The sequence below is a fragment of the Streptococcus salivarius genome (assembly GCF_000785515.1).
Classification (GTDB): Bacteria; Bacillota; Bacilli; order Lactobacillales; family Streptococcaceae; genus Streptococcus; species Streptococcus salivarius.
The window spans coordinates 527905-549971 of sequence record NZ_CP009913.1 but is presented as its reverse complement, the minus strand read 5'-3'; the positions used below and the strand labels follow the sequence as shown (position 1 = coordinate 549971).

Annotated in this window: 20 protein-coding genes and 1 tRNA gene; 1 reads left to right on the top strand and 20 read right to left on the bottom strand. The window is 42.4% G+C overall.

Going from position 1 to position 22067, the window contains the following annotated elements; translation table 11 throughout:
- Nucleotides 1–30 precede the first annotated feature (30 nt).
- The 8 genes from SSAL8618_RS02740 to SSAL8618_RS02705 all read right to left on the bottom strand — a co-directional run bounded on the left by SSAL8618_RS02740 (nucleotide 31) and on the right by SSAL8618_RS02705 (nucleotide 11001).
- Nucleotides 31–1422: an amino acid permease gene (locus SSAL8618_RS02740; RefSeq protein ID WP_002885919.1), complete on the bottom strand. Its 1392-nt coding sequence runs from the start codon at nucleotides 1420–1422 to the stop codon at nucleotides 31–33.
- Nucleotides 1423–1590: 168 nt separating this feature from the next.
- A complete protein-coding gene (locus SSAL8618_RS02735) occupies nucleotides 1591–1848 on the bottom strand; it encodes a DUF896 family protein (RefSeq protein ID WP_002886085.1) in 258 nt (85 codons plus the stop codon).
- 33 nt (nucleotides 1849–1881) lie between these two features.
- Nucleotides 1882–3918: a glycine--tRNA ligase subunit beta gene (gene glyS, locus SSAL8618_RS02730; RefSeq protein ID WP_038675492.1), complete on the bottom strand. Its 2037-nt coding sequence runs from the start codon at nucleotides 3916–3918 to the stop codon at nucleotides 1882–1884.
- A gap of 281 nt (nucleotides 3919–4199) precedes the next feature.
- Nucleotides 4200–5117, bottom strand: a complete 918-nt coding sequence (gene glyQ, locus SSAL8618_RS02725; RefSeq protein WP_002886077.1) for a glycine--tRNA ligase subunit alpha — start codon at nucleotides 5115–5117, stop codon at nucleotides 4200–4202.
- Between the two features lie 455 nt (nucleotides 5118–5572).
- A complete protein-coding gene (locus SSAL8618_RS02720; RefSeq protein WP_038675490.1) occupies nucleotides 5573–6817 on the bottom strand; it encodes a YkvI family membrane protein in 1245 nt (414 codons plus the stop codon).
- Between the two features lie 105 nt (nucleotides 6818–6922).
- The gene (gene nagA, locus SSAL8618_RS02715) at nucleotides 6923–8071 is read right to left on the bottom strand and encodes an N-acetylglucosamine-6-phosphate deacetylase (RefSeq protein WP_038676963.1); all 1149 of its coding nucleotides are present in this window, start codon (nucleotides 8069–8071) and stop codon (nucleotides 6923–6925) included.
- An 84-nt stretch (nucleotides 8072–8155) separates the two neighbouring features.
- Nucleotides 8156–9787, bottom strand: coding sequence for a Na/Pi cotransporter family protein (locus SSAL8618_RS02710; protein ID WP_022496591.1), 1632 nt, complete (start codon nucleotides 9785–9787; stop codon nucleotides 8156–8158).
- Between the two features lie 137 nt (nucleotides 9788–9924).
- Nucleotides 9925–11001, bottom strand: a complete 1077-nt coding sequence (locus SSAL8618_RS02705; protein ID WP_038675488.1) for an SH3 domain-containing protein — start codon at nucleotides 10999–11001, stop codon at nucleotides 9925–9927.
- Between the two features lie 223 nt (nucleotides 11002–11224).
- Between SSAL8618_RS02705 and SSAL8618_RS02700 the strand changes: the two genes are divergently transcribed.
- Entirely contained in the window at nucleotides 11225–11731 is a 507-nt protein-coding gene (locus SSAL8618_RS02700; RefSeq protein ID WP_038676961.1) for a YgjV family protein, read from the top strand.
- Between the two features lie 18 nt (nucleotides 11732–11749).
- Here the strand turns inward: SSAL8618_RS02700 and SSAL8618_RS02695 are convergent, their stop codons facing one another.
- The 12 genes from SSAL8618_RS02695 to tpiA all read right to left on the bottom strand — a co-directional run bounded on the left by SSAL8618_RS02695 (nucleotide 11750) and on the right by tpiA (nucleotide 21888).
- Nucleotides 11750–12571: a Cof-type HAD-IIB family hydrolase gene (locus SSAL8618_RS02695; protein WP_002885966.1), complete on the bottom strand. Its 822-nt coding sequence runs from the start codon at nucleotides 12569–12571 to the stop codon at nucleotides 11750–11752.
- Nucleotides 12572–12588: 17 nt separating this feature from the next.
- A complete protein-coding gene (locus SSAL8618_RS02690; protein WP_038675485.1) occupies nucleotides 12589–13245 on the bottom strand; it encodes a glucosaminidase domain-containing protein in 657 nt (218 codons plus the stop codon).
- Between the two features lie 90 nt (nucleotides 13246–13335).
- On the bottom strand, nucleotides 13336–13677 hold the full coding sequence (locus tag SSAL8618_RS02685; RefSeq protein WP_002886165.1) for a P-II family nitrogen regulator: 342 nt from the start codon (nucleotides 13675–13677) through the stop codon (nucleotides 13336–13338).
- A gap of 10 nt (nucleotides 13678–13687) precedes the next feature.
- Nucleotides 13688–14923, bottom strand: a complete 1236-nt coding sequence (locus tag SSAL8618_RS02680; RefSeq protein ID WP_038675483.1) for an ammonium transporter — start codon at nucleotides 14921–14923, stop codon at nucleotides 13688–13690.
- Nucleotides 14924–15059: 136 nt separating this feature from the next.
- Entirely contained in the window at nucleotides 15060–15926 is an 867-nt protein-coding gene (gene rsmI, locus SSAL8618_RS02675; RefSeq protein ID WP_038675481.1) for a 16S rRNA (cytidine(1402)-2'-O)-methyltransferase, read from the bottom strand.
- A 2-nt stretch (nucleotides 15927–15928) separates the two neighbouring features.
- A complete protein-coding gene (gene yabA, locus SSAL8618_RS02670) occupies nucleotides 15929–16249 on the bottom strand; it encodes a DNA replication initiation control protein YabA (protein ID WP_002887582.1) in 321 nt (106 codons plus the stop codon).
- Nucleotides 16236–17042, bottom strand: a complete 807-nt coding sequence (gene ricT / locus SSAL8618_RS02665) for a regulatory iron-sulfur-containing complex subunit RicT (RefSeq protein WP_038675478.1) — start codon at nucleotides 17040–17042, stop codon at nucleotides 16236–16238. The genes yabA and ricT overlap by 14 nt, the downstream gene beginning before the upstream one ends.
- Nucleotides 17039–17914 (bottom strand): DNA polymerase III subunit delta', encoded by an 876-nt coding sequence (locus tag SSAL8618_RS02660; RefSeq protein ID WP_021144577.1) that lies wholly within the window; start codon nucleotides 17912–17914, stop codon nucleotides 17039–17041. Before SSAL8618_RS02660 ends, ricT begins: the two co-directional genes overlap by 4 nt.
- An 8-nt stretch (nucleotides 17915–17922) precedes the next feature.
- Nucleotides 17923–18552 carry a dTMP kinase gene (tmk, locus tag SSAL8618_RS02655; protein ID WP_021144578.1) on the bottom strand — a complete coding sequence of 210 codons (630 nt, stop codon included), beginning with the start codon at nucleotides 18550–18552 and terminating at the stop codon, nucleotides 17923–17925.
- 122 nt (nucleotides 18553–18674) lie between these two features.
- Nucleotides 18675–18747: transfer RNA gene (locus SSAL8618_RS02650), tRNA-Thr, on the bottom strand.
- A gap of 93 nt (nucleotides 18748–18840) precedes the next feature.
- A complete protein-coding gene (gene tkt / locus SSAL8618_RS02645; RefSeq protein ID WP_038675476.1) occupies nucleotides 18841–20826 on the bottom strand; it encodes a transketolase in 1986 nt (661 codons plus the stop codon).
- A gap of 303 nt (nucleotides 20827–21129) precedes the next feature.
- Nucleotides 21130–21888, bottom strand: a complete 759-nt coding sequence (gene tpiA, locus SSAL8618_RS02640) for a triose-phosphate isomerase (RefSeq protein ID WP_002885895.1) — start codon at nucleotides 21886–21888, stop codon at nucleotides 21130–21132.
- Between the last annotated feature and the right edge of the window lie 179 nt (nucleotides 21889–22067).

Here is a 22067-nt window from a genome sequence, read left to right as displayed (position 1 = left end):
AAACTCACCATAAAGGTGAGCTAGATTGATTTATTTACTATGTTTCCAGTTACTATAGATACTAAATACCACAATCCAGATGGCTGCCCCAATAGCTCCGACAACTGTTGACTTTTGCAAGAAGAGACAAACAAAGACGAAGATGAAGAAAAGAATAGTCAATGGATTGAGAATCTTATAGGCTGGCATAAGGAATCCATCTGCCATGAACTCTTGAGATTTACGGTACTTGAGATGAGCAAGCATGGTCAAGATATAGATAGCGATGTAGACACCTGATGATGATGCCGTAATCAAAGCAAATGCATCAGATACACCAGGCAAGACATTGATGAAGGCTGAAACACATACTACAATGGCTGAAACAATGATAGCACGTGAAGGAATACCATTACGTGACAAAGTATCTAGCTTCAATGCTTTCATGACTTTACTATTTGGTGTTTCCTTAGCAATTTGGAAGAGGTGACGACCTGTTGAGTAAAGTGTTGAATTCAATGATGACGCCGCTGCTGTCAAGACAACAAAGTTAATGAAGGCTGCTGCCCACTTGATACCAGCCATTTGGAAGACCGTTACGAACGGTGATTCATTAACTGGAAGTTTTTGCCATGGGAAGATAGCCATGAGGGCAATGAGGGCACCCACATAGAAGATGACAATACGAATCGGAATCTCCTTGATTGCCTTTGGTAAGACCTTACGTGGATTCGCTGTCTCAGAAGTTGTAATCCCTACAAATTCGATGGCTTGGTAAGCAAAGAAGACCATTTGGAAGGTCATAACAAAGCTTACCCAACCTTTAGGGAACATCTGAAAGCCGTGTGTAATATTGGCAAGGCTAGCATGTCCAGCAGGCGTTTCAAAGTTGGTTGCTACCATGAAGATACCTGTTGCGATAAGAGCAAGAATGGTGATAATCTTAATCATCCCAAACCAAAACTCAACTTCCCCGAAAATCTTAACCGCAATCAGGTTAACCGAGCTCAGGATAATCAAGAAGACAATCTGAATCTGCCAGGCAGGCCAACTTGGGAACCAATATTGCACATAGGTTGATACTGCCGTAATTTCTGCCATCCCGAGGAATATCAGTGATACCCAGTAAGACCAACCCGAGAAGAATCCCCAGCCCTTACCAAGGTATTTGGTAATAAAGTTGATAAAGGTGTGCTGGTCAGGATCCATATAGAGCATCTCACCGATCGCTCGCATCATAAGATACATGAAGATACCAGTTAGTATATATACTAAGATGATTGAAGGTCCTGTTAGGGAGAGAGAACGCCCTGCCCCGAGGAAGAGACCTGTACCGATTGTACCAGCGATGGCAATCAGCTGGACGTGACGGTTTTGAAGACCACGCACCATCCCATTCTCAGTCTGGTTGTCGTCGTCTTTATGATGTTGCTTTTGCGACATTTTTTTCACTCCAATTCTATTGAGCACGACTCATTGAATCATGCCATTTTTTAACATAACTTATATTTTACCATTTTTGAAATAATTGGTCAATTTTATACAGAATATTCAGAATTTTATACTTCAAAACAAGGGCTTGGAAAAATTCCAAACCCTTGTACATCGTTATTATGATTCAGGATCATCGAGGCTACGGCCATGCAAACCTTTTTCACGTTGTACTTGACGTAGTTTTTCAGGTGTCACATCGTTACCTTCTTCGTCAACCACTTTAATTCCTTCGATATGGTGACGAACTGAGCGACGGTAACCTTCAATGTATTCTTCACGAAGTTTTGCTTGCTCCACTTCTTCTTCTGGAGTCAAACCTTCGGTTTTTTTCTTTTTAGCAAGCTCATTGATACGAGCGATTTTTTCAGGTGTCATAATAAAACCTACTTCCTACCTGTTACCAGATCATTATTTTGTGTTCAATTGGTTGAAAGCTGCAACAGCTTTGGCTTTGGCTACAAGACCTGCAAGAAGGGCCAAACGGTTGTTTTTAACCGCTTCATCTTCTGCCATGACCATAGTGTTGTCAAAGAAGGCATCGATGACTGGGCTAAGAGCAAAGAGCTTAGCCAATTTGTCACTAGCTGAACCAGTCAATTCAAGCTCTTCAATCGCTTTAGAAAGGGCTTTTTCTTGGTCATTTTCAAAGAGACTGGCATCGACTGCTACTGAAGCATCTGCTTTTTCTGCCAAGTTGAAGGCACGTGAGAGTGATTCAACAGCTGCCTTGTAACCATCAGCCTTAGCAGCTTCTGAGAGGGCGTCAGCTGCTTCAAGCATATCCGCAACCACGAAGTTTGAACCAGCAAGAACGGCTTCTTTGATATCTTTTGATGTGCGTCCCATCATCTTGTCCACACGCGCTTTGATGAAGTTGATTACTTCTGCTTGATTGTCATAAGAAAGACTATCAAATGAAAGGGCGTAAAGGCTGTCGATCAACTCATCCATAGGGATGTGCCAACCAAAAGCATCCAAGATACGAACAATCCCTTGCGTTGCACGACGAAGCGCATAAGGGTCATTAGAACCTGATGGAATCAAGCCAACTGAGAAGAAGGAAAGGAGAGTATCCAATTTATCTGCAAGCGCAAGGATAGCACCAACCTTAGTCTCTGGAAGGGCTCCATCTGCTGAATCAGGAAGGTAGTGCTCACGGATAGCTGTCGCAACCGCAGCATCCTCATCAGCAAGGAGGGCGTATTTTTCACCCATGATTCCTTGCAATTCATCGAACTCTCCGACCATACCAGTCAAGAGGTCAAATTTATAGATTTCAGCTGCACGCGCTACGGCTGCCGTTTCTTCGGCAGTCAAACCAGCTTGCTCAGCCAATGACGCGGCAATGACACCAGCACGGGCCATGTGTTCTGAGAGAGAACCGATTTTTTCATGGAAAGTCACGTTAGCCAATTTAGCAACGAGGTCTTCAATCTTAAGTTTTTGGTCTTCACGCCAGAAGAATTCACCATCTTCAAGACGGGCCACCAATACTTTTTCATTTCCTCGAATAACATTTTCCAAGTGCTCAGCGTTACCATTACGGACTGAGATGAAGTTTGGTTTAAGCTTACCGTCAAGGTCACGTACAACAAAGTAACGTTGGTGCGTTTCCATTGATGTCACCAAGACTTCTTCTGGAACGTCCAAATACTTAGTATCGAAACTTCCCATAAATGCAGTTGGATATTCGACCAAGTTCAAGACTTCATTCAAAAGTCCTTCTTCGATTTGGACTTGAACACCTTGTTCTGCCTCGATAGCTTTGATTTGCTCACGAATCATGTTTTCACGTTCTTTGCTATCCGCAATCACGTAAACAGTACGAAGGTCTTCCTCATAAGAATCCGCATTGGTAATTTCCACTTCATGTCCAAGGAAACGATGTCCACGACTCACACGACCTGACTTGATATCCAAGAAGTCAAGGTCAAGCGCTTCGTCGCCCAAAAGAACTGTCAAGGTGTGAACTGGGCGAATGTATTCAAATGTGTTGTTAGCCCAGTGCATGCTGACAGGGAAAGTCAATGAAGCAAGCACTTCTGGAACGCCAACCAAAACTTCTTTAGCAGGTTTTCCAGCTTCGTGTTTAGTAACATAAACGTACTCTTCACCTTTGACTTCACGGAATTCGATATCGTCAACAGTCAAGCCTTTCCCACGGACAAATCCTTGCGCCGCTTTTGAGAAGTTACCTTCTGCATCCAAAGCGATTTTCTTAGAAGGGCCTTTAAAATCTTCGGTCAAATCGGATTGTTGATCAGCCAAACCAATCACACGGACTGCCAAACGGCGTGGTGTTGAGAAGGTTTGAATGCTTTCGTATGAGAGACGGTTGTCATCCAAGAAGGCTGCCATTTTCTCCCCGAGTTGTTTTTCACTTGGTGTGACAACGTAGGCTGGCAACTCTTCAAGTCCAAGTTCTACTAATAAGTTTTTTGTCATGTTTCTTCCTTTACAAAATTCTTTTTTTGATAGGCGCCTTAGGTACTGGGGACGTTGCTAACTAACTTTGTGAGGCTGTATGGAAATCTGGTGTCTCCTTGACAGCGATTTCCAACAGTCTCATCAAAGTGGATTTAGCTAACTGATTTTTGAACCTAACGTTTCAAAAATCCCCATATACCAGTACGGCGGCGCTTATCCCTTTAGCAAGTCTTCAACTTGCCTCTGGGTAGCCATGTGGGCTCACTTTGTTTGCCCATTTTCCATTCTTGTAACGCTTATTATTCTTCCTCTTCTGCTAGGAGTTTTGCGCGTGTGGCTTCGTCAAGAAGTGGGTAACCAAGTTTCTTACGTTCTGCGACGAAGGTTTTGGCCACAACACGGGCCAAGTTACGGATGCGGGCAATGTAACCGGCACGTTCTGTAACAGAAACAGCGCCACGAGCATCTAGCAAGTTAAAAGTATGTGAACATTTCAAAACGTAGTCATAGGCAGGGTGAACAAGACCCAATTCCAAGGCACGTCCTGCTTCTTTTTCAAATTTTTCGAAGTTTTCAAGAAGCATGTCTTGGTCAGAAACTTCAAAGCTGTATTTTGAGTGTTCGTATTCTGGTTGAAGGAAGATTTCCCCGTATTTAACGCCTGGAGCCCACTCAATATCGTAAACAGAATCTACTTCTTGGATGTAAGAAGCCAAACGTTCCAAACCGTAAGTGACCTCAGAAGTTACCGGACCAGTTGCCAAACCACCAACTTGTTGGAAGTAGGTGAACTGAGTGATTTCCATACCGTCCAACCAAACTTCCCAACCAAGACCAGCTGAACCAGTTGATGGGTTTTCCCAGTTATCTTCCACGAAACGAATATCGTGTTCCAAAGGATTGATACCCAATTTTTCCAATGACTCAAGGTAGAGTTCTTGGATGTTTGATGGTGATGGTTTCATCACCACTTGGAATTGGTGGTGCTGGTAAAGGCGGTTTGGGTTTTCCCCGTAACGTCCATCTGCTGGACGACGTGATGGCTCTACATAAGCCGCATTCCATGGTTCAGGACCAATGGCACGAAGGAAAGTGTATGGACTCATTGTTCCCGCACCTTTTTCATTATCATAAGCCTGCATGAGCATACAACCCTGGTCATTCCAGTATTGTTGCAAAGTCAAAATGATTTCTTGAAATGTTAATTTCTTAGACATTAAATACTCCTTGATTTAAATGATTTCTTGCGACACGAGTCTGCCCCGTCGATTATACGAGGCAAGACGAGTTAGTACTGCGTCTAGCTCAGGCATCCTAGTGCTGAGCGTGGGGCAGTCCGACTATAAGGAGATATCTGCCACTGACGCAGTGGAAGGTTAGTTTTTTAGACATTATTTACTCCTTATTCATAAAGTTTCTTATGACTCAGGATACAAAAAGAACCGTGTCTCTGCTCCTAAGTCGTTTGACCTAGGGGCGTCAGAAACGCGGTTCCACCCTAATTTATTACTTCATTTTATCTGTTGTACTCAGCTCTTTGCTGAGAGAAAGCGCCACTTACTTACTTTGCTCTACCTGGCTCTCACTATCCCAAGCTCGCTAGAAAAACGCCATAAGCCCTTCTTTCTTGTCAGTATTATAGCAGAAATAGGGAAACTTGTAAAATAAAATTCTAATCCTTCTTACTGATTCCCATTTCCTGACGAACATGTGCATGGGAATCTTTATGGAGAATGTCATTATCAATAATTGAGGCTTCTCGAAGTTCTTCGGCCTTTTTCTTGTCTTGATGGGTCAAGTCTTGGTTGGAATCATAAGACTTCTCAACGATAGACAAGAGATGATTTCGAATTTCCTTTTCCTTACGAATTTTGGCTTTTTCGCGGTAGCTAGCCACAACTAGCACGACCAACATCAGCATTCCCAGATAACCAATAATAGGATACATAACCGCTACCAGTTGACGGAAGCCCATGAAGGAAATAGCAAAACCGGCAAGGGCAAATGCAGCCACAAAGAACTTGAAGCGCTTCTCACTACCTGCTGAGAAGCGTTTCCCAAGGGCATAGTAGAGACTAAAGACAGTATTAAAAATCAATCCAAAGATCACCAAGGCGTAAAGTGTTGCAAAGATAGGGTTCACTTCCTTAGCAATAGCCAACATAGGAACATCCGAGCTAGCAATTTTATCACTGTTAGCAAAGAGAATCAAGGTCGTGACGAAGAAAATCACACCAACCATAAATCCTCCCCAGGCTCCACTCTTTTCAGCTTCATTGATTTTGAGAATAGAGCCACCCATCACAAAGGCCATGGCTATGGCTGACATGACACAAACGGCGAAATAGTTAACCACAGACAGCCAAATACTCGGAAAAGGAGATTGAATGGTTTGCGACACCTTATCCATCTCAGCAAAATCCCAGTGACGTCCTAAAACATTGGTCACGAATATCATGGCAATCATAACCAAAATCATAGGGGTAAAAACTCCAATAACACCGATGATTTTTTTGAAATCTAGGAAACTCACAAAGATAGTCAGAGCTGTACAAAGGAAAGCACCTACCCAAATCGGAAAGCCGAACTGCTGGTTTAGGTTAGCCCCTGCACCTGCTGTCATCACAAAACCAAACAGGAAACAAGTGATAATCAAAGCGATATCCAAAATACGGTAAATCACAGGATGACTGATTTCTGCCAGGACTACCGAATGGTCATCTGAGCGGTAATAACTTCCCAGAGCAATCATGAGTCGCCCAAAGCCAACATGCAAAATTCCTAGAACTATGACACCTATCAGTCCCCAGGCTCCAAAACTAACAAAATACTGTAAGAGGTCCTGTCCTGAAGACACCCCTGCACCAATCATTACACCGACATAGGCCAGGGCAATGCTCCAAATACGTTTTGACATATTACCTCCTGTAAAATAAAAAGTATTTCTATTTTACACTACTCTGACACCTTTGTAAAAATCAATTAAAAACAGCACCTTCATAAGAAAGTGCTACTCATACTCTTATTTTTCCCAACCTTTTTGCCCATCAACATATGTTGCCTGTAAGTCCAAGGAATCATCTAGTACGATAAAATCAGCTGGTAGACCTACTTTTAGGCTTCCGCAAATATTTTCAAGCCCAACCGATTTAGCTGGAACACTAGTTGCCATCTGAAGAGCTTGAGCAACCGTCACAAGTCCCCAGTCAACCACATGTTTAACACCGTCTTTAAGTTGTAGGATAGATCCAGCTAGGTTACCACCTTCTTTGAGGCGGGCAGTACCATTTTCGACGATGACAGGAAGTTCACCCAGCATATAGTCGCCATCCGGACGTCCTCCCGCTGACATACAGTCCGTAATAAGGGCAACTCCTTGAGGTGTCTTTTGCTTGATAAGAACCTTACAAGCTGCAGGGACCGCGTGATGCCCATCTGCAATCAGCTCACCAATCGTTTCAGGACTATCGAAGGCTGCACCAACCATACCAGGCTCACGGTGTGTAAAACCACGCATCCCGTTGTAGACGTGAACCCAAACAGACGCCCCAGCTTCCACTGCTACCATGGCTTCTTCATAAGTAGCATTAGAATGACCTAGAGCAATAGTGACGCCTTTCTTGGTTGCTTCTTGGATAAATTCAGCCACTCCCTCACGTTCAGGAGCGAGAGCCAATTTAATCAATTTCCCTTGAGCCGCCTCCTGCCATGCCTGCAATTGTTTCACACTTGGATTTCCCATGTATTTAGGATTTTGAGCCCCCTTATAGGTTTCAGTAAAATAAGGTCCTTCAAAGAAGAGCCCTTGAATTTTGGCACCAGTTTCCTTACCAATAGTATTAGCTGTTGTTTGGCAAATAGCCTTCAGCTCTTCAAATGGCGCTGTTAGGGCTGTCGGTAAGAAAGAGGTCACACCTGCTGAAAGCAAGGCTTGACTCATGCCTAGAAGACTTTCCTCAGAATTATCCATGACATCATAACCCGCAAATCCATGAATATGAGTATCTACAAGACCCGGAGCAATCTGATAATTACTGTAATCCAGTACTTCTGCACCTTCTGGTACCTTTTCTGTCCAGTCACCGAAATGACCATCCACAACCTCTAGGTAGCCACCTTCCTTGATTTTATTCTCAAAGTAAAAACGTTTGGCTGAAATATAATAGGTCATAGGACCACCTCTCATCATTTTTCTATATTCTTAATACGCTTTCATTATATCAAAAAAGCCGAGAATTTTTCTCGGCTTTCTCTATTAAATCACACCCTCTGTAACCTTTTCAACAAGATTAATCGCATGGTCTGCGATACGTGTGTAATGTGAGAGGTAATCAACATAGTTGATACCTGCTTGCGCAGTACATTCACCATTGTTAAGACGTTTGGTATGTATTTTACGCAATTGTTTTTCAAGTTTTTCCAACTCTTCATGACGAAGGATGACTTGACCTGCAAGTACCTTGTCATCATCTACAACCACACGAATACTATCAAGGGCGATGCGGTGAGTACGGTTGTAAACATCCGCAAGCTCAGCCTTGGCAGTATCAGAGAATTCAATTCCCTTACTATGAATGTGTTGTGAAAGGTTAGCACTTGCAAGGGCAAGGTCACCCATACGCTCCAAGTCACGAACAGAATCAAGCACACTTGCCAAAACTTCATTCTCGGAAACGCTAAGAGATTCGTTAGAGATGTCAATCAAGTAAGTTGTCAACTCTTCGTCAATACTATTAACTGCTGTTTCATACTTCTCAACCTTATCATAGTATTTCTCATCTCCCTTAGCAAAGAAAGCGTATGAAGCTTCCAAAGACTGGATGGCGTATGACGCCAAGTGCACCAATTCTTTCTTGGCATTACCAAGGGCGATAGCTGGTGCCTGTGTGATAAGCAAACGGTCCAAGTAAAGTGCTTCGTACTTGTTAATTTCGTCCTCACCAGGAATAATCTTAGTTACAAGGTAAGCTAGAACTCCGATGAATGGGAATTGAACGATAGTATTTGCAATGTTAAAAGTACCGTGAGCAAAGGCGATGGTCATCTCAGGTGTCAATCCAAGCACAGACTTAAACCATTGAATCAAGGCTGTGAATGGTACCAAAAGAATCAAACACAAGACCGTCCCAATAACATTGAACAGGACGTGAGCCCCTGCCACACGTTTAGCCGCAATGTTCGAACCAAGAGCTGCTAGTACCGCTGTGATTGTTGTTCCGATATTATCCCCAAAGAGGATTGGAAGGGCACCTTGCAGATCAAGCAAACCACCTGAGTAGAGACTCTGAAGAATACCGATGGTCGCTGCTGACGACTGAATCAACATGGTCAAGCCAGCACCGATGATAACCCCCATGACTGGGCGATCACCCAAGGTTGCCAAGTAGTCCTTAAAGGCTGTAACTGACTTCAAAGGTTCTACCGCATCTCCCATAAGGTTAAGGGCAAAGAAAATCCCCCCAACACCAAACAAGATACGTCCTAGATTATTGAGCTTCTTATTGCTTGTAAAGAAGAGAAGCGCAGCCCCCAGGAAAATCACTGGAAGGGCATAGTCACCAAGCTTGAAACCAATCATGAAGGAAGTTACGGTTGTACCGATGTTTGCCCCCATGACAATACCAATAGCCTGACGAAGACTCAAAAGCCCTGCCGAAACCAGACCGACGACAATAACGGTAACCCCTGAACTCGATTGAATCAAGGCCGTCATGACAATACCAATCAAAACCCCTAAAAACGGGTTGCTGGTATACTTATCGATGTAAAAGCGCAACTTATCTCCGGCTGCTTGTTGAAGACCATCTCCCATATACTTGATACTAAAGAGGAAAAGCCCCAAACCACCGAGGAAAGAAAACGCAATATCTTGCCAATTTACTGACACATTTTTGTCCTCATTATTTAAAAATTTTCGGTTAAACCGACCTTTCTATTGTATCGATTTATTAGGGAATAGACAAGGCTTTTTCCACAAAATAATAGAAAGATCAGAAGAAATTCTGACCTTTCTAGATATCTTATTTAATCCACTTGAACATAACGGCGAACACCACTATAGCTGATGTAAGAAATCCAACTATGACCGTCTTGAGTAACCTTCATATCAAAGTTAATCTTATCGCCTGCTTCTAAGTAAAATTCAACTGGAGCTGTATCACTAGGAGTATTTTTGACAGCTGTACGTTTGGTAAGCGTGTAGCTGCCAGATTCTGCAATACCACCATCAATTGGAAGTTGATTGTCAGTAACAGTCACGTCTTTAGGTAGTGTCACATTATCTGATTCTTTAAAGTAGACCTTTGTTCCATCAGTACTGGTTACTTGAATGGTATCTTGTTCATAGCTAGGACCAGAAATAGCTGCCTTTTTAGAGACAAAGCTAATATCTCCAACAATACCAGAAGTGTCCCCTCTATCTCTTGAGAGGGTGGCATCATACTTACCTGAGCCCTCTTGATAATTATCTTTCGGGTGCACATAATTGTGAACTGTCGCTTGACCTTGGGCAGTGATATCTCCTACTAGGCTAGTGTTGTTAAAGACCAGACGACTGCCATCACTGGACTTCCAAGTACCAGCAATACTATCAAACTGACCACGCGCTACAGCACTCACATCCATATCCACGGTGGTTACTTGCATATCCGTTTTAGCTTGAGCTTGATTGCTAGATTGACTACTTGAAGCTTGACTATCACTTGAGCTCTTTGGCGCTTGAGATTGACTGGCTGAAGATTGGCTCTCGTTTGATGATTTAGGTGCTTGGGACTGGCTACTTGAGGGAACTGATGAACTCTTTGAAGATGATGACTGAGCCTGACTACTACTCGAACTTGGGGCAGAAGCCTTTTGACTACTTTGCGTGCTTGAAGACTCCGTCTTTGCACCCGAAGATTCCTTGGCCTTAGCACTAGACTTGCTAGTCTTACCGCTATCTTTACTGGATGTTTTAGCCTTACTTGATGAGGTCACCTGGCTGCTCTTAGGCGTCTTATCTGCTGAACTCGATTCCTTATGGCTGGAACAGGCCGTCAGCAAAGCCATTGAGGAAAGGGTAACCATGGAAAGCACGATTACTTGAGAAAATTTGTTTTTCATAATTATTTCCTCATTTCTAGTCTATCGTAAAAGTAAAGACAGGACCTATGTCACAAGGGAACATTGGGTTCTCTCTACTTTTAAGGGAATAATCTTTTCTACACTTTTATTATATCATTTTCTAATGTAAACGCTAATATATTAGGATTGTAAATTCTAAAAAAGAGATGAAAATCTCTTGAATCCTTGTGATATAATGGAGACAAAAATTGAAAGTTATATCATGACAATCTATCTTCTAGCACAAGTATTCTCAGCCATCGGAGCTCTCTGTGTCGCTATTTCCTCTTTTGCAAAATCAAAACATAAAATGCTGGTCTGGCAAATTACCGACTACATTTTTACTGCTATTGCCAACCTCTTATTGGGTGGCTATACCGGTGCTTTAACCATTAGTATTTCCATCATACGTAATAGCTTGATGGTCAAAAAGAAGATGACCAAGACTATCTTGACCATCCTCATCATTATTCAAATCATTGTAGGAACCTATCTCAATCAGCTTGGACTTATTGGCTATCTGCCAATCATCTCTTCAGTCTCTTATAGTTTAGCGATTGCTGCCACACCAAACCTTCAGTGGCTTCGCTGGGTCATTATTGAAAATATGTTACTCTGGCTGATTTACGATTTGACCATTCAGGCCTACCCCGCTGCCATAACTGATATTACCATCACACTAACCACTCTCATTGCCATTATCCAAAATCGAAAAACCTTTAGCAGATAGAAGCTAAAGGTCTTTTTCTTATAAAGCCCAAGTACGAATAGCGTGAGCTACGCCTGCCTCGTCATTTGTCAAGGTCACATACTTACACAACTCTTTAATGTCGTCACTAGCATTACCCATGGCAACACTTTGACCGACGAATTGAAGCATTTCAAGGTCATTAGCAGCATCACCCAGAGCCATGATTTGATCTGGAGCAATTCCAAGTTTTTCCGCTAAATGCTTAAGTCCGCTGGCCTTAGTTGCCCCCTGTGGCATGATTTCAAAGATATATTCTTGGCTACGAACTGTGCTATAGCTCTGATCAAGTCTGTCTTGCACAGCATTTTGGAAGGCATCCAAAGGTTCAGAATCAGCCATATACATGGCTTGGAAAATCACTTGCCCTTCCGCAAAGATTTCTTCCAAACTCCTAGCTTTTGCTTCTGTGAAAACAGTCCCAGCATCATATGCTACTAGCTCAGGCACCTCATCGCCCACAACATAGTAAGTTTTTTCACCAGTAAAGGTTAGAGCCACCTCTGGGAAGTCTTCGCAAGCCTGCAAGAGTTCTTCCATCTCGGAGCGAGATAAACTTTCATATTGAAGCAACTTCCAATTTTTTGTCTCATAAGTTGAACAGCCATTATTCATGATAATGTACTCTTCTTCACTCAGTCCTAATTTCTCAAAATGGGGAAGAATGCCTGAACGTGGGCGTCCTGTACAAAGGACAATTTTGATACCTGCCGCAGCTGCTTCTTGAATAGCCTTAATATTCTCTGCAGGAATCTCTTTTTGGCTATCTAAGAGTGTTCCGTCCATATCTATTGCAATGAGTTTCACTTTGTTCTGATTCATTTTACTCTCCTTCGACCCTAATAAGTGTCATAAATGGTTAACTGATATTGTTCAATGATGCTGTTTAATTTGTCTCCGTAGGTTGTGTCCGTAGCGTAGACCCCTGTTAGGGCAGCTGTCGCATCCTTATAATTCCTAGTATTGGAACGGTGCACCCCTACATAGTAGCTTCCCTCAAGGAAATCCACATAGTCCTGTAAAGAATTTTCCACAGAACCATAAGAACGAAAAGCCGCATCAATATAGTAAGGATTGCCCTTACCATCATCCTCCCAGGTCGGTAGGGTCACACTTTGACCATTGTAGTCCCCCTTAATCCCAAAGAAGTTATAGGACGGCTTCTGACTCAAAGTAGATTGTCCAGAGTCGGATTCCAAGATGGCCTGAGCAATCATGACAGATGCATAAAGGTCGTTTCTAGCTGCCAAATAGCGCGACGTCTCGCCAATCTCGGCAATAAAAGCAACCGTCCTCTCATCTGTAGATGTCATGTTCTTTTCCATAGTCAACTTTGGAAAATTTAAACTAGCTAGGAGTCCCAATAAGGCAAATAGGCCAATAAAAATCAGACTCCACTTTTGGAAAAATTTAGGAAAGAGCAAGAAAGACTTCTGTTTCTTTTTAGTTTTCTTAGGTCTAGCTTTAGACTTGCTTTTCTTTTTTCCTTTTGCCAATTGGTCACCCCCTCAATCATACTAACTCCTCTAAGTATATCAAAATTCACTAAAAAAGACCCAAACCAACCGGTTTAAGCCTTCATTATATTAAATGGCGTCTCCACCACGTTCACCAGTACGAATGCGGATAACATCATCAATAGGAACAATAAAAATCTTCCCATCACCAACTTCCCCTGTCGCCACGGCGCTCCGAATGGCATCAACAACTTCGTCAACCGCCATATCCTTAACTACAATTTCAACCTTAACCTTAGCTAATAAGGTAGGAACAATGCGCTGTCCACGAACAAACTCTGCAAAGCCACGTTGATTACCATAACCCAGAACTTGACTTACAGTCATCCCCTTGGCCAAACCACTACCAGTCAAGGCATTTTTCAAATCTTCCAATTTATCCGAACGAATAATCGCTTCTACTTTCTTCATCTGTATTCTCCTACGAATCTAAGCCCATAAAGGTTGGATAGGCTGTCTCTTTGTGCTCACAGTCATCAAGACCAATAGCTTCATCACGGTCACTAACACGTAAAGGCATATAATGAGCAATTACTTTAATAATACCATAGGTCACAAGAGCAGACCAAATAGCTGTAAAGATAATAGCTAAAATAGTCACTATAAACAGATGCGCCTTTCCATAGATCAAACCAATATTAGCCTTATCTAGGGCTAAATCTGGTGTCGTAAAAATCGCAGTAGCCAAACCACCAAAGATCCCTCCAACGCCGTGGCAACCAAAAGCATCCAAAGCATCATCATAGGCAAAACGTTTCTTCAAGACAGAAATAGCATAAAAACAAATCGGACTAACCATAAGACCAATTAGAATCGCACTCCAAATTGAAACAAAACCAGCCCCAGGTGTGATTGCAACCAGACCTGCCACCAAACCGGTTGAACCACCAACCAAGGATGGATGTCCTGTGACATGTTTTTCAATTGCCAACCATGAAAACATGGCTGCAGCTGCTGAAACATGGGTGGTCACTAGCGCGTGAACTGCCAAGCCATTAGCAGCCAAGGCTGATCCTGCATTAAAGCCAAACCAACCAAACCATAAGAGACCCGCTCCCAATAGAACAAAAGGAACATTATGAGGACGGTGTTCTAAAATGGCAAAATCACGACGTTTACCAACAACGATTGCCAGAACCAAGGCCGATACACCAGAGGTAATATGAACCACATCACCACCTGCGAAGTCAATCGTCCCCCATTTAGCAAGGAGCCCTTCGTCCCAAACCATATGTGCAAATGGATAGTAGACAAGAAGTAACCAAAAGACAACAAAAATGGCTAAAGGCGTAAAGCGCATCCTTCCTACTACTGAACCCGTCAAAATCGCCACACAGATAATCGAAAACATCATCTGAAAAGCAGCAAACAGCATATCAGGAATGGTTAGACCACGACTTGAGGCAGTTTCAGAAACGCCATTAAAAAAAAAGTGACTGAAATTACCGAAGATATTCCCATGACCGCCAAAAGAAAGCGAATAGCCAGCAACAATCCACAAGAGAGAAGCTATGGCTAAGGGAAGAACAGACATCATCATGGTATTGATAACATTCTTACGACGTCCGAGCCCACCATAGAAGAAGGCCAAGGCCGGTGTCATCAAACAAACCATGGCTGAACAAATCAATATAAAGGCACTGCTACCTGTATCCATGAAACCACTCCAATTCACAAATTATTCTATGTCAGATAATATAACACAAAAATATGAGATAAACAAGCATATTTACGGAATTTTTTGATAATTCTTTCTTTTCTGACATCTTATGTCGCCACAAAAAAAGAGCCCCTTAAACCCCATGAAAAAGGTTATAAAGCTCTTGTCTGTTTATTTTTCGCTCTTTAGCAACGGTTTTTATAGCCTGATTAGGTTTCATGCCAGAAGCAATTAAAACTTCAACAGCCTCCACTGGCATAACATCTGATGTTAGATTTTCTTCCCTATCATTTTCAGAAGCTCCAGCCACAATCAGTAAACATTCTCCCTTGAGAGGATTACTAGCAATATAATCTAAAATTTCTGAAATTGACCCTCGCTGGTACTCTTCATAAAGCTTGGTTAATTCTCGAACTAGCGTTACTTGACGATTGCCATAGACCTCATGCATATTTTCAAGGGTATCCGCCACACGGTATGGTGACTCGTAAAAGATCTGTGTCTCAGGATAAGATACTTTTTCCTTGAAGAAATCAATCTGCTGTCCCTTTTTACGAGGCAGGAAGCCATAAAAAATATGAGGTTGCGGTGCTAAACCACTGGCAATCAAGGCTGTAATACCAGCTGATGCTCCCGGTAAGGCTACCACAGGAATATCCTCAGCAATGGCGGCTTTGACCAAATCATGCCCAGGATCTGAAATGGAAGGCATACCCGCATCAGAAACCTGAGCCAAAGAAAGACCTGACTTCAAACGCTCCAGTAAATCTGGAATTTTCTCATAGGCATTGTGCTCATGAAAAGAATACTGCTTGGTTTCAATCTCAAAATGCTTGAGCAAGAGACCCGTATTGCGCGTGTCCTCTGCACAAATAAGATCCACCTCTTTCAGGATTTGCACACTACGAAAAGTCATATCCTGCAAATTCCCAATAGGAGTGGGAACCAGATAGAGGGTACCGTAGCTAGATTGCCCCTTAAAACTCTTTTGAACCTGCATATTTAGTCTCCGTACAACAATTCTGCACAGAAGCCACAAGCTTCATTATTATCACGACGTTGGCCATAAAAATCTGGACAAATATGGAATCCATCATCGTAAATAGCCTCGAGGTTCACCTTACCATGAGACATTTTAGTTCCTGTCTCCTCTTGAACCACTTGACTCAAGTGCTCACGTAACTTGTCGTTTTCCAACTTGAGGGCGGTATTTTCATCCAGAATCCCTGAGAAGTTCGCCTTAATTGCTTCCACTTCTGCCAACATAGACATCAAATTTTGTGATAATTCCTCGAATTTATCATACAATTCACGCTTTTCCATTTAGCTGAACTTCCTCCACTCCATAAGTTAGGGGCGCACGCCCTTTTTCAAATACAACCTTAATGGTCCCTGCAATCACATCAATGGCAACGACCTGACCCGTGCCATCCTTGGTTTCAATTTCATCACCCAAATCAGGATAGCTAGCCTTGCTATCTCGGTAAAAGTCATCTTCATAACTGAGACAACACATAAGTCGACCACAGACCCCATTCATCTTACCAGAATTCAAGGACAAACTCTGATTTTTAGCCATCTTAATCGATACTGGTGGGAATTCACCCAAAAAACTAGAACAACAAAGCGCCCGTCCACAAGGTCCTAAGCCACCATAGATTTTTGATTCCTCACGACTTGAAATTTGACGCAACTCAATGCGTGTCTTAAAGTAAGAAGCCAGGTCTTTGAGTAACTGACGAAAATCTACCCGTTTTTCAGCTACAAAACTGATTAACACATAAGAGTTATTTAGCGGAAAGACAATATCAACCACCTTCATATCTAGCTGATTTTGAGCAATTAAATCAGCCACTACTCCCATACTCTTTTCAGCCTTCAAAAGATTTTCATCATATCTAGCGAAATCTTTCTCCCCTGCCAATCCTTCAACCCGATTCAAATCCGCAGGCAAACTAACCTCCGGAAAATCTGTGTTTTCCATGACAACCTGGGCTAGGCGCTTATCTTTTTTCTCCAAAACGACTACAAAGTCATCTTTGGCGTAATTTTTATCAGGAACAACGTATTCTACTGCTCCAGTTTCTTCAAATTTTATTCCAATGACTTCTGTCATGATAATACCATATACTCCATCGCATTTTGAAAGCTGACATTAGCTAGCCACATTTTTCGTGCCTCATAAACTAAGTCTAGCCATCGTCTTGCTTGTGGATTTTGTATATCCTTCCCCAATTGATAAGTTAAAAAAGCCCAGACCATCTCTTGTTCCGACTTTTCACTACACTGGACAGCCAGTTTTGCAACGTCCAAATAAAGCAGGTCCTGATTAGATAGCAGGGACTGTGTGAAACGCTCTACTGTATTAATCAGATCAAGAATCTTATTATCTTTAGCTAAGTCTAAAGCCTGAACATCATCTTTAGCAAAGTCCGCCAACACTTTGGCTTGTGTCAGCAACAACCCTTCCTTCTGCAGCAATTCTTCCAGATAAGCCCGATTCTTTGGAAAATAAAAGAGTTGAGCTCGGCTTTTAATCGTCGGTAAAATACGACTATCATCAGCTGTCAAAAGAAAAATATAAATCTGACTTTGAGGTTCTTCAATAAACTTTAATAGACTATTAGCAGCATTGACGTGCATCTTATCTGCATCCCGAATGATAAAAACCTGAGCCTGCCCCTCAAAACTCGATTGACTAAACTCTCTAGTCAACTGACGAATCGTGTCCGTCTTAATAATCTGTCCTTGTGGCTCTACTAATTTAACATCAGAAAAGTCCCCCTGTGCAATCAAGCGACAGGGACGACAGTGGCCACAAGGTAGACCATCCTCAGGAGTCACACAAAAACGACTCTGTGCTAGCCAAATAGCCATATCGAGACTTCCAAAATCACCCGAAAACAAATAAGCATGACTCAAACGATTTTCCCTGATAATTTGTGAAAACTCTTCAAATAGTTTGCTTTGACTTTCAGCTAACTTCATCTTGCTCCTTATAAATAGCCTTTAATTACATTCCAAGCTTGCTCTACAACATCCTCAAAAGCCTGTGAGGCATCGATTAACTTGATACGTTCTGGTTCAGCCTGTGCCAAATCCAAATAACCTTGACGTACACGCTGATGCAAGTCAAGCTTCTCTAAATCCAAGCGGTTGACTTCACGTTCACCGCTAGCTGCAATGCGGGCCAAACCAGTCTCAGAATCCACATCAAACAATAGGGTCACATCAGGTTTATACCCATCAGTCGCATAGGCATTTAACCAGGCAATCTCATCCTGATCCAAGCCACGACCAGTCCCTTGATAGGCAACTGATGAATCAATAAAACGATCCATGATGACCATATTGCCTTTTTCAAGCTCTGGCAAAACCTTCTCAACCAGATGTTGACGGCGAGCCGCAATATAGAGCAAGAGCTCTGTCTTAGCATCCATAGCCGTATTATCTACATCCAGAATAACCTCACGGATTTGCTCTGCAATAGCCACTCCGCCTGGTTCACGTGTCGTCACAACTTGAGCTGGATAAACCTCTCTTAAACGAGGCAAAAGCGCCTCCAAAACTGTAGTCTTTCCAGCACCGTCCGGCCCTTCGATTGAGATTAATAACCCTTTTGACATGATACTTCCTTTATTTTTTTTCATCTTCTATTTTATCAAATTTTAGCTTAAAAGAACAATCAAGGACAAAAGAAAACAGAGGTTTCTAACCCCCCCTTTTTCTATCTTAATACTTCTGACCATGCCGATTGCAGGTTTCGAACCTGTGACCTACGCGTTACGAGTGCGTTGCTCTACCAACTGAGCTAAATCGGCTGACACAGTCATTCTAACACTATACCCTAAAAAGTCAAGTTCTGTATAACATTTACAAAAAAAGAACTTGGACTAGCCAAGCTCTTTCTTTTCTTACAATGATTTGTAAAGTTGACTTGCATTCTCAACAGTGAAACCATATTCTTTAAAGATACGGTCACCAGGTGCTGAGGCACCCCAAGTATCAATAGTAAGTGTTTTACCTGCAAGACCAACGTATTTGCCCCAACCAAAGCTAGTTCCAGCTTCGATAGCCAAACGTTTTGTCACAGCTGCTGGAAGAACTTCTTCTTTATATGCAGCATCTTGTTCATCAAAGAGATTTTGTGATGGCATTGAAACAACACGGACATGCACGCCTTCAGCTTCAAGAGCCGCTTGAGTATCAAGAGCCAATTTCACTTCAGAACCAGTCGCAATGATGATACCGTCAAGATCACCTTTAGCTTCTGAGATGATGTAAGCCCCTTTATTGACACCAGCTTCAGCATTTTCAGCTGTACCGTCAAGGACTGGCAAGTTTTGACGTGTCAAAACTAGCATTGTTGGACGTTCAGTCTCAGCCAAGGCACGTTTCCATGCAGCATTAGTTTCATTACCATCTGCAGGACGGATAACGTTAAGGTTAGGCATTGAACGCACACTTGCCAATTGTTCGATTGGTTCGTGAGTAGGTCCATCTTCACCAACTGCCACTGAGTCGTGTGTCATAACATAAGTTACTGGCAAGTTTTGAAGAGCTGCCATACGTACTGCTGGAAGCAAGTAGTTTGAGAAGACGAAGAAAGTACCACCATAAACACGAGTACCACCATGAAGAGCAATACCATTCATCGCTGCAGCCATAGCAAACTCACGTACACCAAACCAAATATTACGTCCAGCATAGTTGTCTGCTTGGAAATCAGACTCAGCCTTAACCATAGTATTGTTAGAAGCTGAAAGGTCTGCTGAACCTCCCCAGAATGAAGGAACTTGTTCAGAAATCTGTTGGATAGCTTGTTGGCTTGACACACGGCTAGCTACTGCTGAACCCAATTCATGAGCATTCAAGTCAACGTGTACAGTTTCATTTGCAAAAGCAGTCTTGTATTCAGCAGCCAATTCTGGGTAAGCAGCTTCATATTCTGCAAATTTAGTTTGCCAAGCATTTTCAGCAGCTTCACCACGGAATTTAATACCAACTTCAAAACGACGAGCGACTTCGTCTGGTACTGTAAAGGCTGGGGCATCATATCCGTAAACACCTTTAGCACGGTCGATACCCTCTTGACCAATTGGAGCACCGTGGACAGCTGATGTTCCTTGGCCTTCAGCTCCATAACCAATGATTGTCTTAACTTCAATGATAGATGGTTTATCTGTCTCTGCCTTAGCCTCTTCGATAGCCTTAGCAATAGCTTCCAAATCATTACCATCTTTAACAAGGATGTGTTGCCAACCATAAGCTTCAAACTTAGCCTTAACATCCTCAGTGAAAGCCATTGATGTTGGTCCATCAAGTGAGATATCATTTGAATCGTAAAGAAGAACCAACTTACCAAGTTTAAGATGACCAGCAAGACTAGCAGCTTCTTGAGAAACACCTTCCATCAAACAACCATCTCCATGGAGGGCATAAGTATAATGATCAACAATATCAAAACCAGGCTTGTTAAATTTAGCAGCCAAATGTGCTTCAGCCATTGCCATACCTACTGCGTTAGCAATTCCTTGACCAAGAGGACCTGATGTTGCTTCAACACCATCAGTATGATTAACTTCAGGGTGACCTGGAGTCTTAGAACCCCATTGACGGAAGTTCTTCAAATCATCCATTGATACATCATAGCCTGAAAGGTGCAAGAGGCTATAAAGCAAAGCAGAACCATGACCTGCAGAAAGAACAAAACGGTCACGGTTTGTCCAGTTACGGCTAGTCTTTGGATTAACATTCATCACATGGTTCCAAAGTACATATGCCATTGGCGCTGCACCCATAGGAAGACCTGGGTGTCCAGAATTCGCGGCTTGAATGGCCTCGATCGAAAGCGAACGAATAGTGCTGACCGCCATTTGGTCAATTGCATCAAAAGTCATGATTTCTAATTCTCCTCTTCTTGGAAAAATGCGGAGCAAACAGACTATCAGTGCCTGCGCTCTAGTTATACTACTCTCATTATAGCATATTATCTGCCTCTTGGGACAATCCAATTGTACTTGCCTAGGCTCAAAGTTTTAAAAAATCCAAACAAAAAGATAGGGCTTACAAAATAGGAGTTTTTGTTCTACATTTAAGCACCTTTGCTCCCCAAAACAGGATAAGAGAAACCTGGCTTTTTTTAGAAAAACACTTAAGACAAACAAGAAAAAAGCCGAGGGAAACCTCGACTTTATCTAAAATTATTTAACGAAGTCAAGCAATGCCAAGAAGCTTTCAGCTTCAAGTGATGCACCACCTACAAGAGCTCCGTCAACGTCTGGACAAGCCATGTATTCAGCAACGTTTTCAGGTTTAACTGATCCACCGTATTGAACACGTACTTTGTCGGCAACTTCTTGACCAAAATCAGCAGCTACAACGTCACGAACAACTTTACACATTTTTTGTGCGTCGTCTTGTGAAGCTGATTTACCAGTACCGATAGCCCAGATTGGTTCGTAGGCGATTACTGTTGAAGCGACTTGTTCTGCAGTCAATCCAGCAAGAGCAGCTGAAACTTGAGCACCTACGAATTCTGCTGCTTTACCAGCTTCGTAAGTTTCAAGTGATTCACCACAACAGATGATTGGAAGCATACCGTTAGCAAAGATTGCTTTTGCTTTTTTGTTGATGTCTTCATCAGTTTCGTGGAAGTAGTCACGACGTTCTGAGTGACCGATAACAACGTAGTCAGTACCGATTTCTTTCAAAACTTGTGGGCTAGTTTCACCAGTGAAGGCACCAGCATTTTCAAAGTAAGTGTTTTGTGCAGCAACTTTAAGGTCTGAACCTTTAGCGGCAGCAAGTACAGCTGTCAAGTCAACTGCGGGAGCTGCGATACCAGCTTCAACAAGATCTGATGAAGGAAGTTTTGATGCTACAGCTTCAACGAATGCTTTTGCTTCTTCTGGATTTTTGTTCATTTTCCAGTTACCAGCGATAAATGGTTTACGTGACATTTCACATACCTCTTCTTTTATTTATTTACTCGTTTATTTTATCACAAATCCCCTACTATTACTAGGATTTTAGGAAAATTCCGAAAACTCAGCCTGCTTTATGTCTATTTATCACTGTCAAAACTCAGCTTAAGCACCTTAAACAGTTAAAAAGTATAGAATACAAACATTTTCAAACG

Coding starts and splice junctions, on each gene's coding strand:
- tmk (WP_021144578.1), bottom strand. CDS start 18,552: ATGTCAAAAGGGTTATTAATCTCAATCGAAGGGCCGGACGGTGCTGGA.
- SSAL8618_RS02695 (WP_002885966.1), bottom strand. CDS start 12,571: ATGAATCAGAACAAAGTGAAACTCATTGCAATAGATATGGACGGAACA.
- yabA (WP_002887582.1), bottom strand. CDS start 16,249: ATGGAAAAGCGTGAATTGTATGATAAATTCGAGGAATTATCACAAAAT.
- tkt (WP_038675476.1), bottom strand. CDS start 20,826: ATGACTTTTGATGCAATTGACCAAATGGCGGTCAGCACTATTCGTTCG.
- SSAL8618_RS02680 (WP_038675483.1), bottom strand. CDS start 14,923: ATGGATACAGGTAGCAGTGCCTTTATATTGATTTGTTCAGCCATGGTT.
- glyS (WP_038675492.1), bottom strand. CDS start 3,918: ATGACAAAAAACTTATTAGTAGAACTTGGACTTGAAGAGTTGCCAGCC.
- glyQ (WP_002886077.1), bottom strand. CDS start 5,117: ATGTCTAAGAAATTAACATTTCAAGAAATCATTTTGACTTTGCAACAA.
- SSAL8618_RS02740 (WP_002885919.1), bottom strand. CDS start 1,422: ATGTCGCAAAAGCAACATCATAAAGACGACGACAACCAGACTGAGAAT.
- ricT (WP_038675478.1), bottom strand. CDS start 17,042: ATGACAGAAGTCATTGGAATAAAATTTGAAGAAACTGGAGCAGTAGAA.
- SSAL8618_RS02720 (WP_038675490.1), bottom strand. CDS start 6,817: ATGTCAAAACGTATTTGGAGCATTGCCCTGGCCTATGTCGGTGTAATG.
- rsmI (WP_038675481.1), bottom strand. CDS start 15,926: ATGCAGGTTCAAAAGAGTTTTAAGGGGCAATCTAGCTACGGTACCCTC.
- SSAL8618_RS02660 (WP_021144577.1), bottom strand. CDS start 17,914: ATGAAGTTAGCTGAAAGTCAAAGCAAACTATTTGAAGAGTTTTCACAA.
- tpiA (WP_002885895.1), bottom strand. CDS start 21,888: ATGTCACGTAAACCATTTATCGCTGGTAACTGGAAAATGAACAAAAAT.
- SSAL8618_RS02735 (WP_002886085.1), bottom strand. CDS start 1,848: ATGACACCTGAAAAAATCGCTCGTATCAATGAGCTTGCTAAAAAGAAA.
- SSAL8618_RS02685 (WP_002886165.1), bottom strand. CDS start 13,677: ATGAAGAAAGTAGAAGCGATTATTCGTTCGGATAAATTGGAAGATTTG.
- SSAL8618_RS02705 (WP_038675488.1), bottom strand. CDS start 11,001: ATGAAAAACAAATTTTCTCAAGTAATCGTGCTTTCCATGGTTACCCTT.
- nagA (WP_038676963.1), bottom strand. CDS start 8,071: ATGACCTATTATATTTCAGCCAAACGTTTTTACTTTGAGAATAAAATC.
- SSAL8618_RS02700 (WP_038676961.1), top strand. CDS start 11,225: ATGACAATCTATCTTCTAGCACAAGTATTCTCAGCCATCGGAGCTCTC.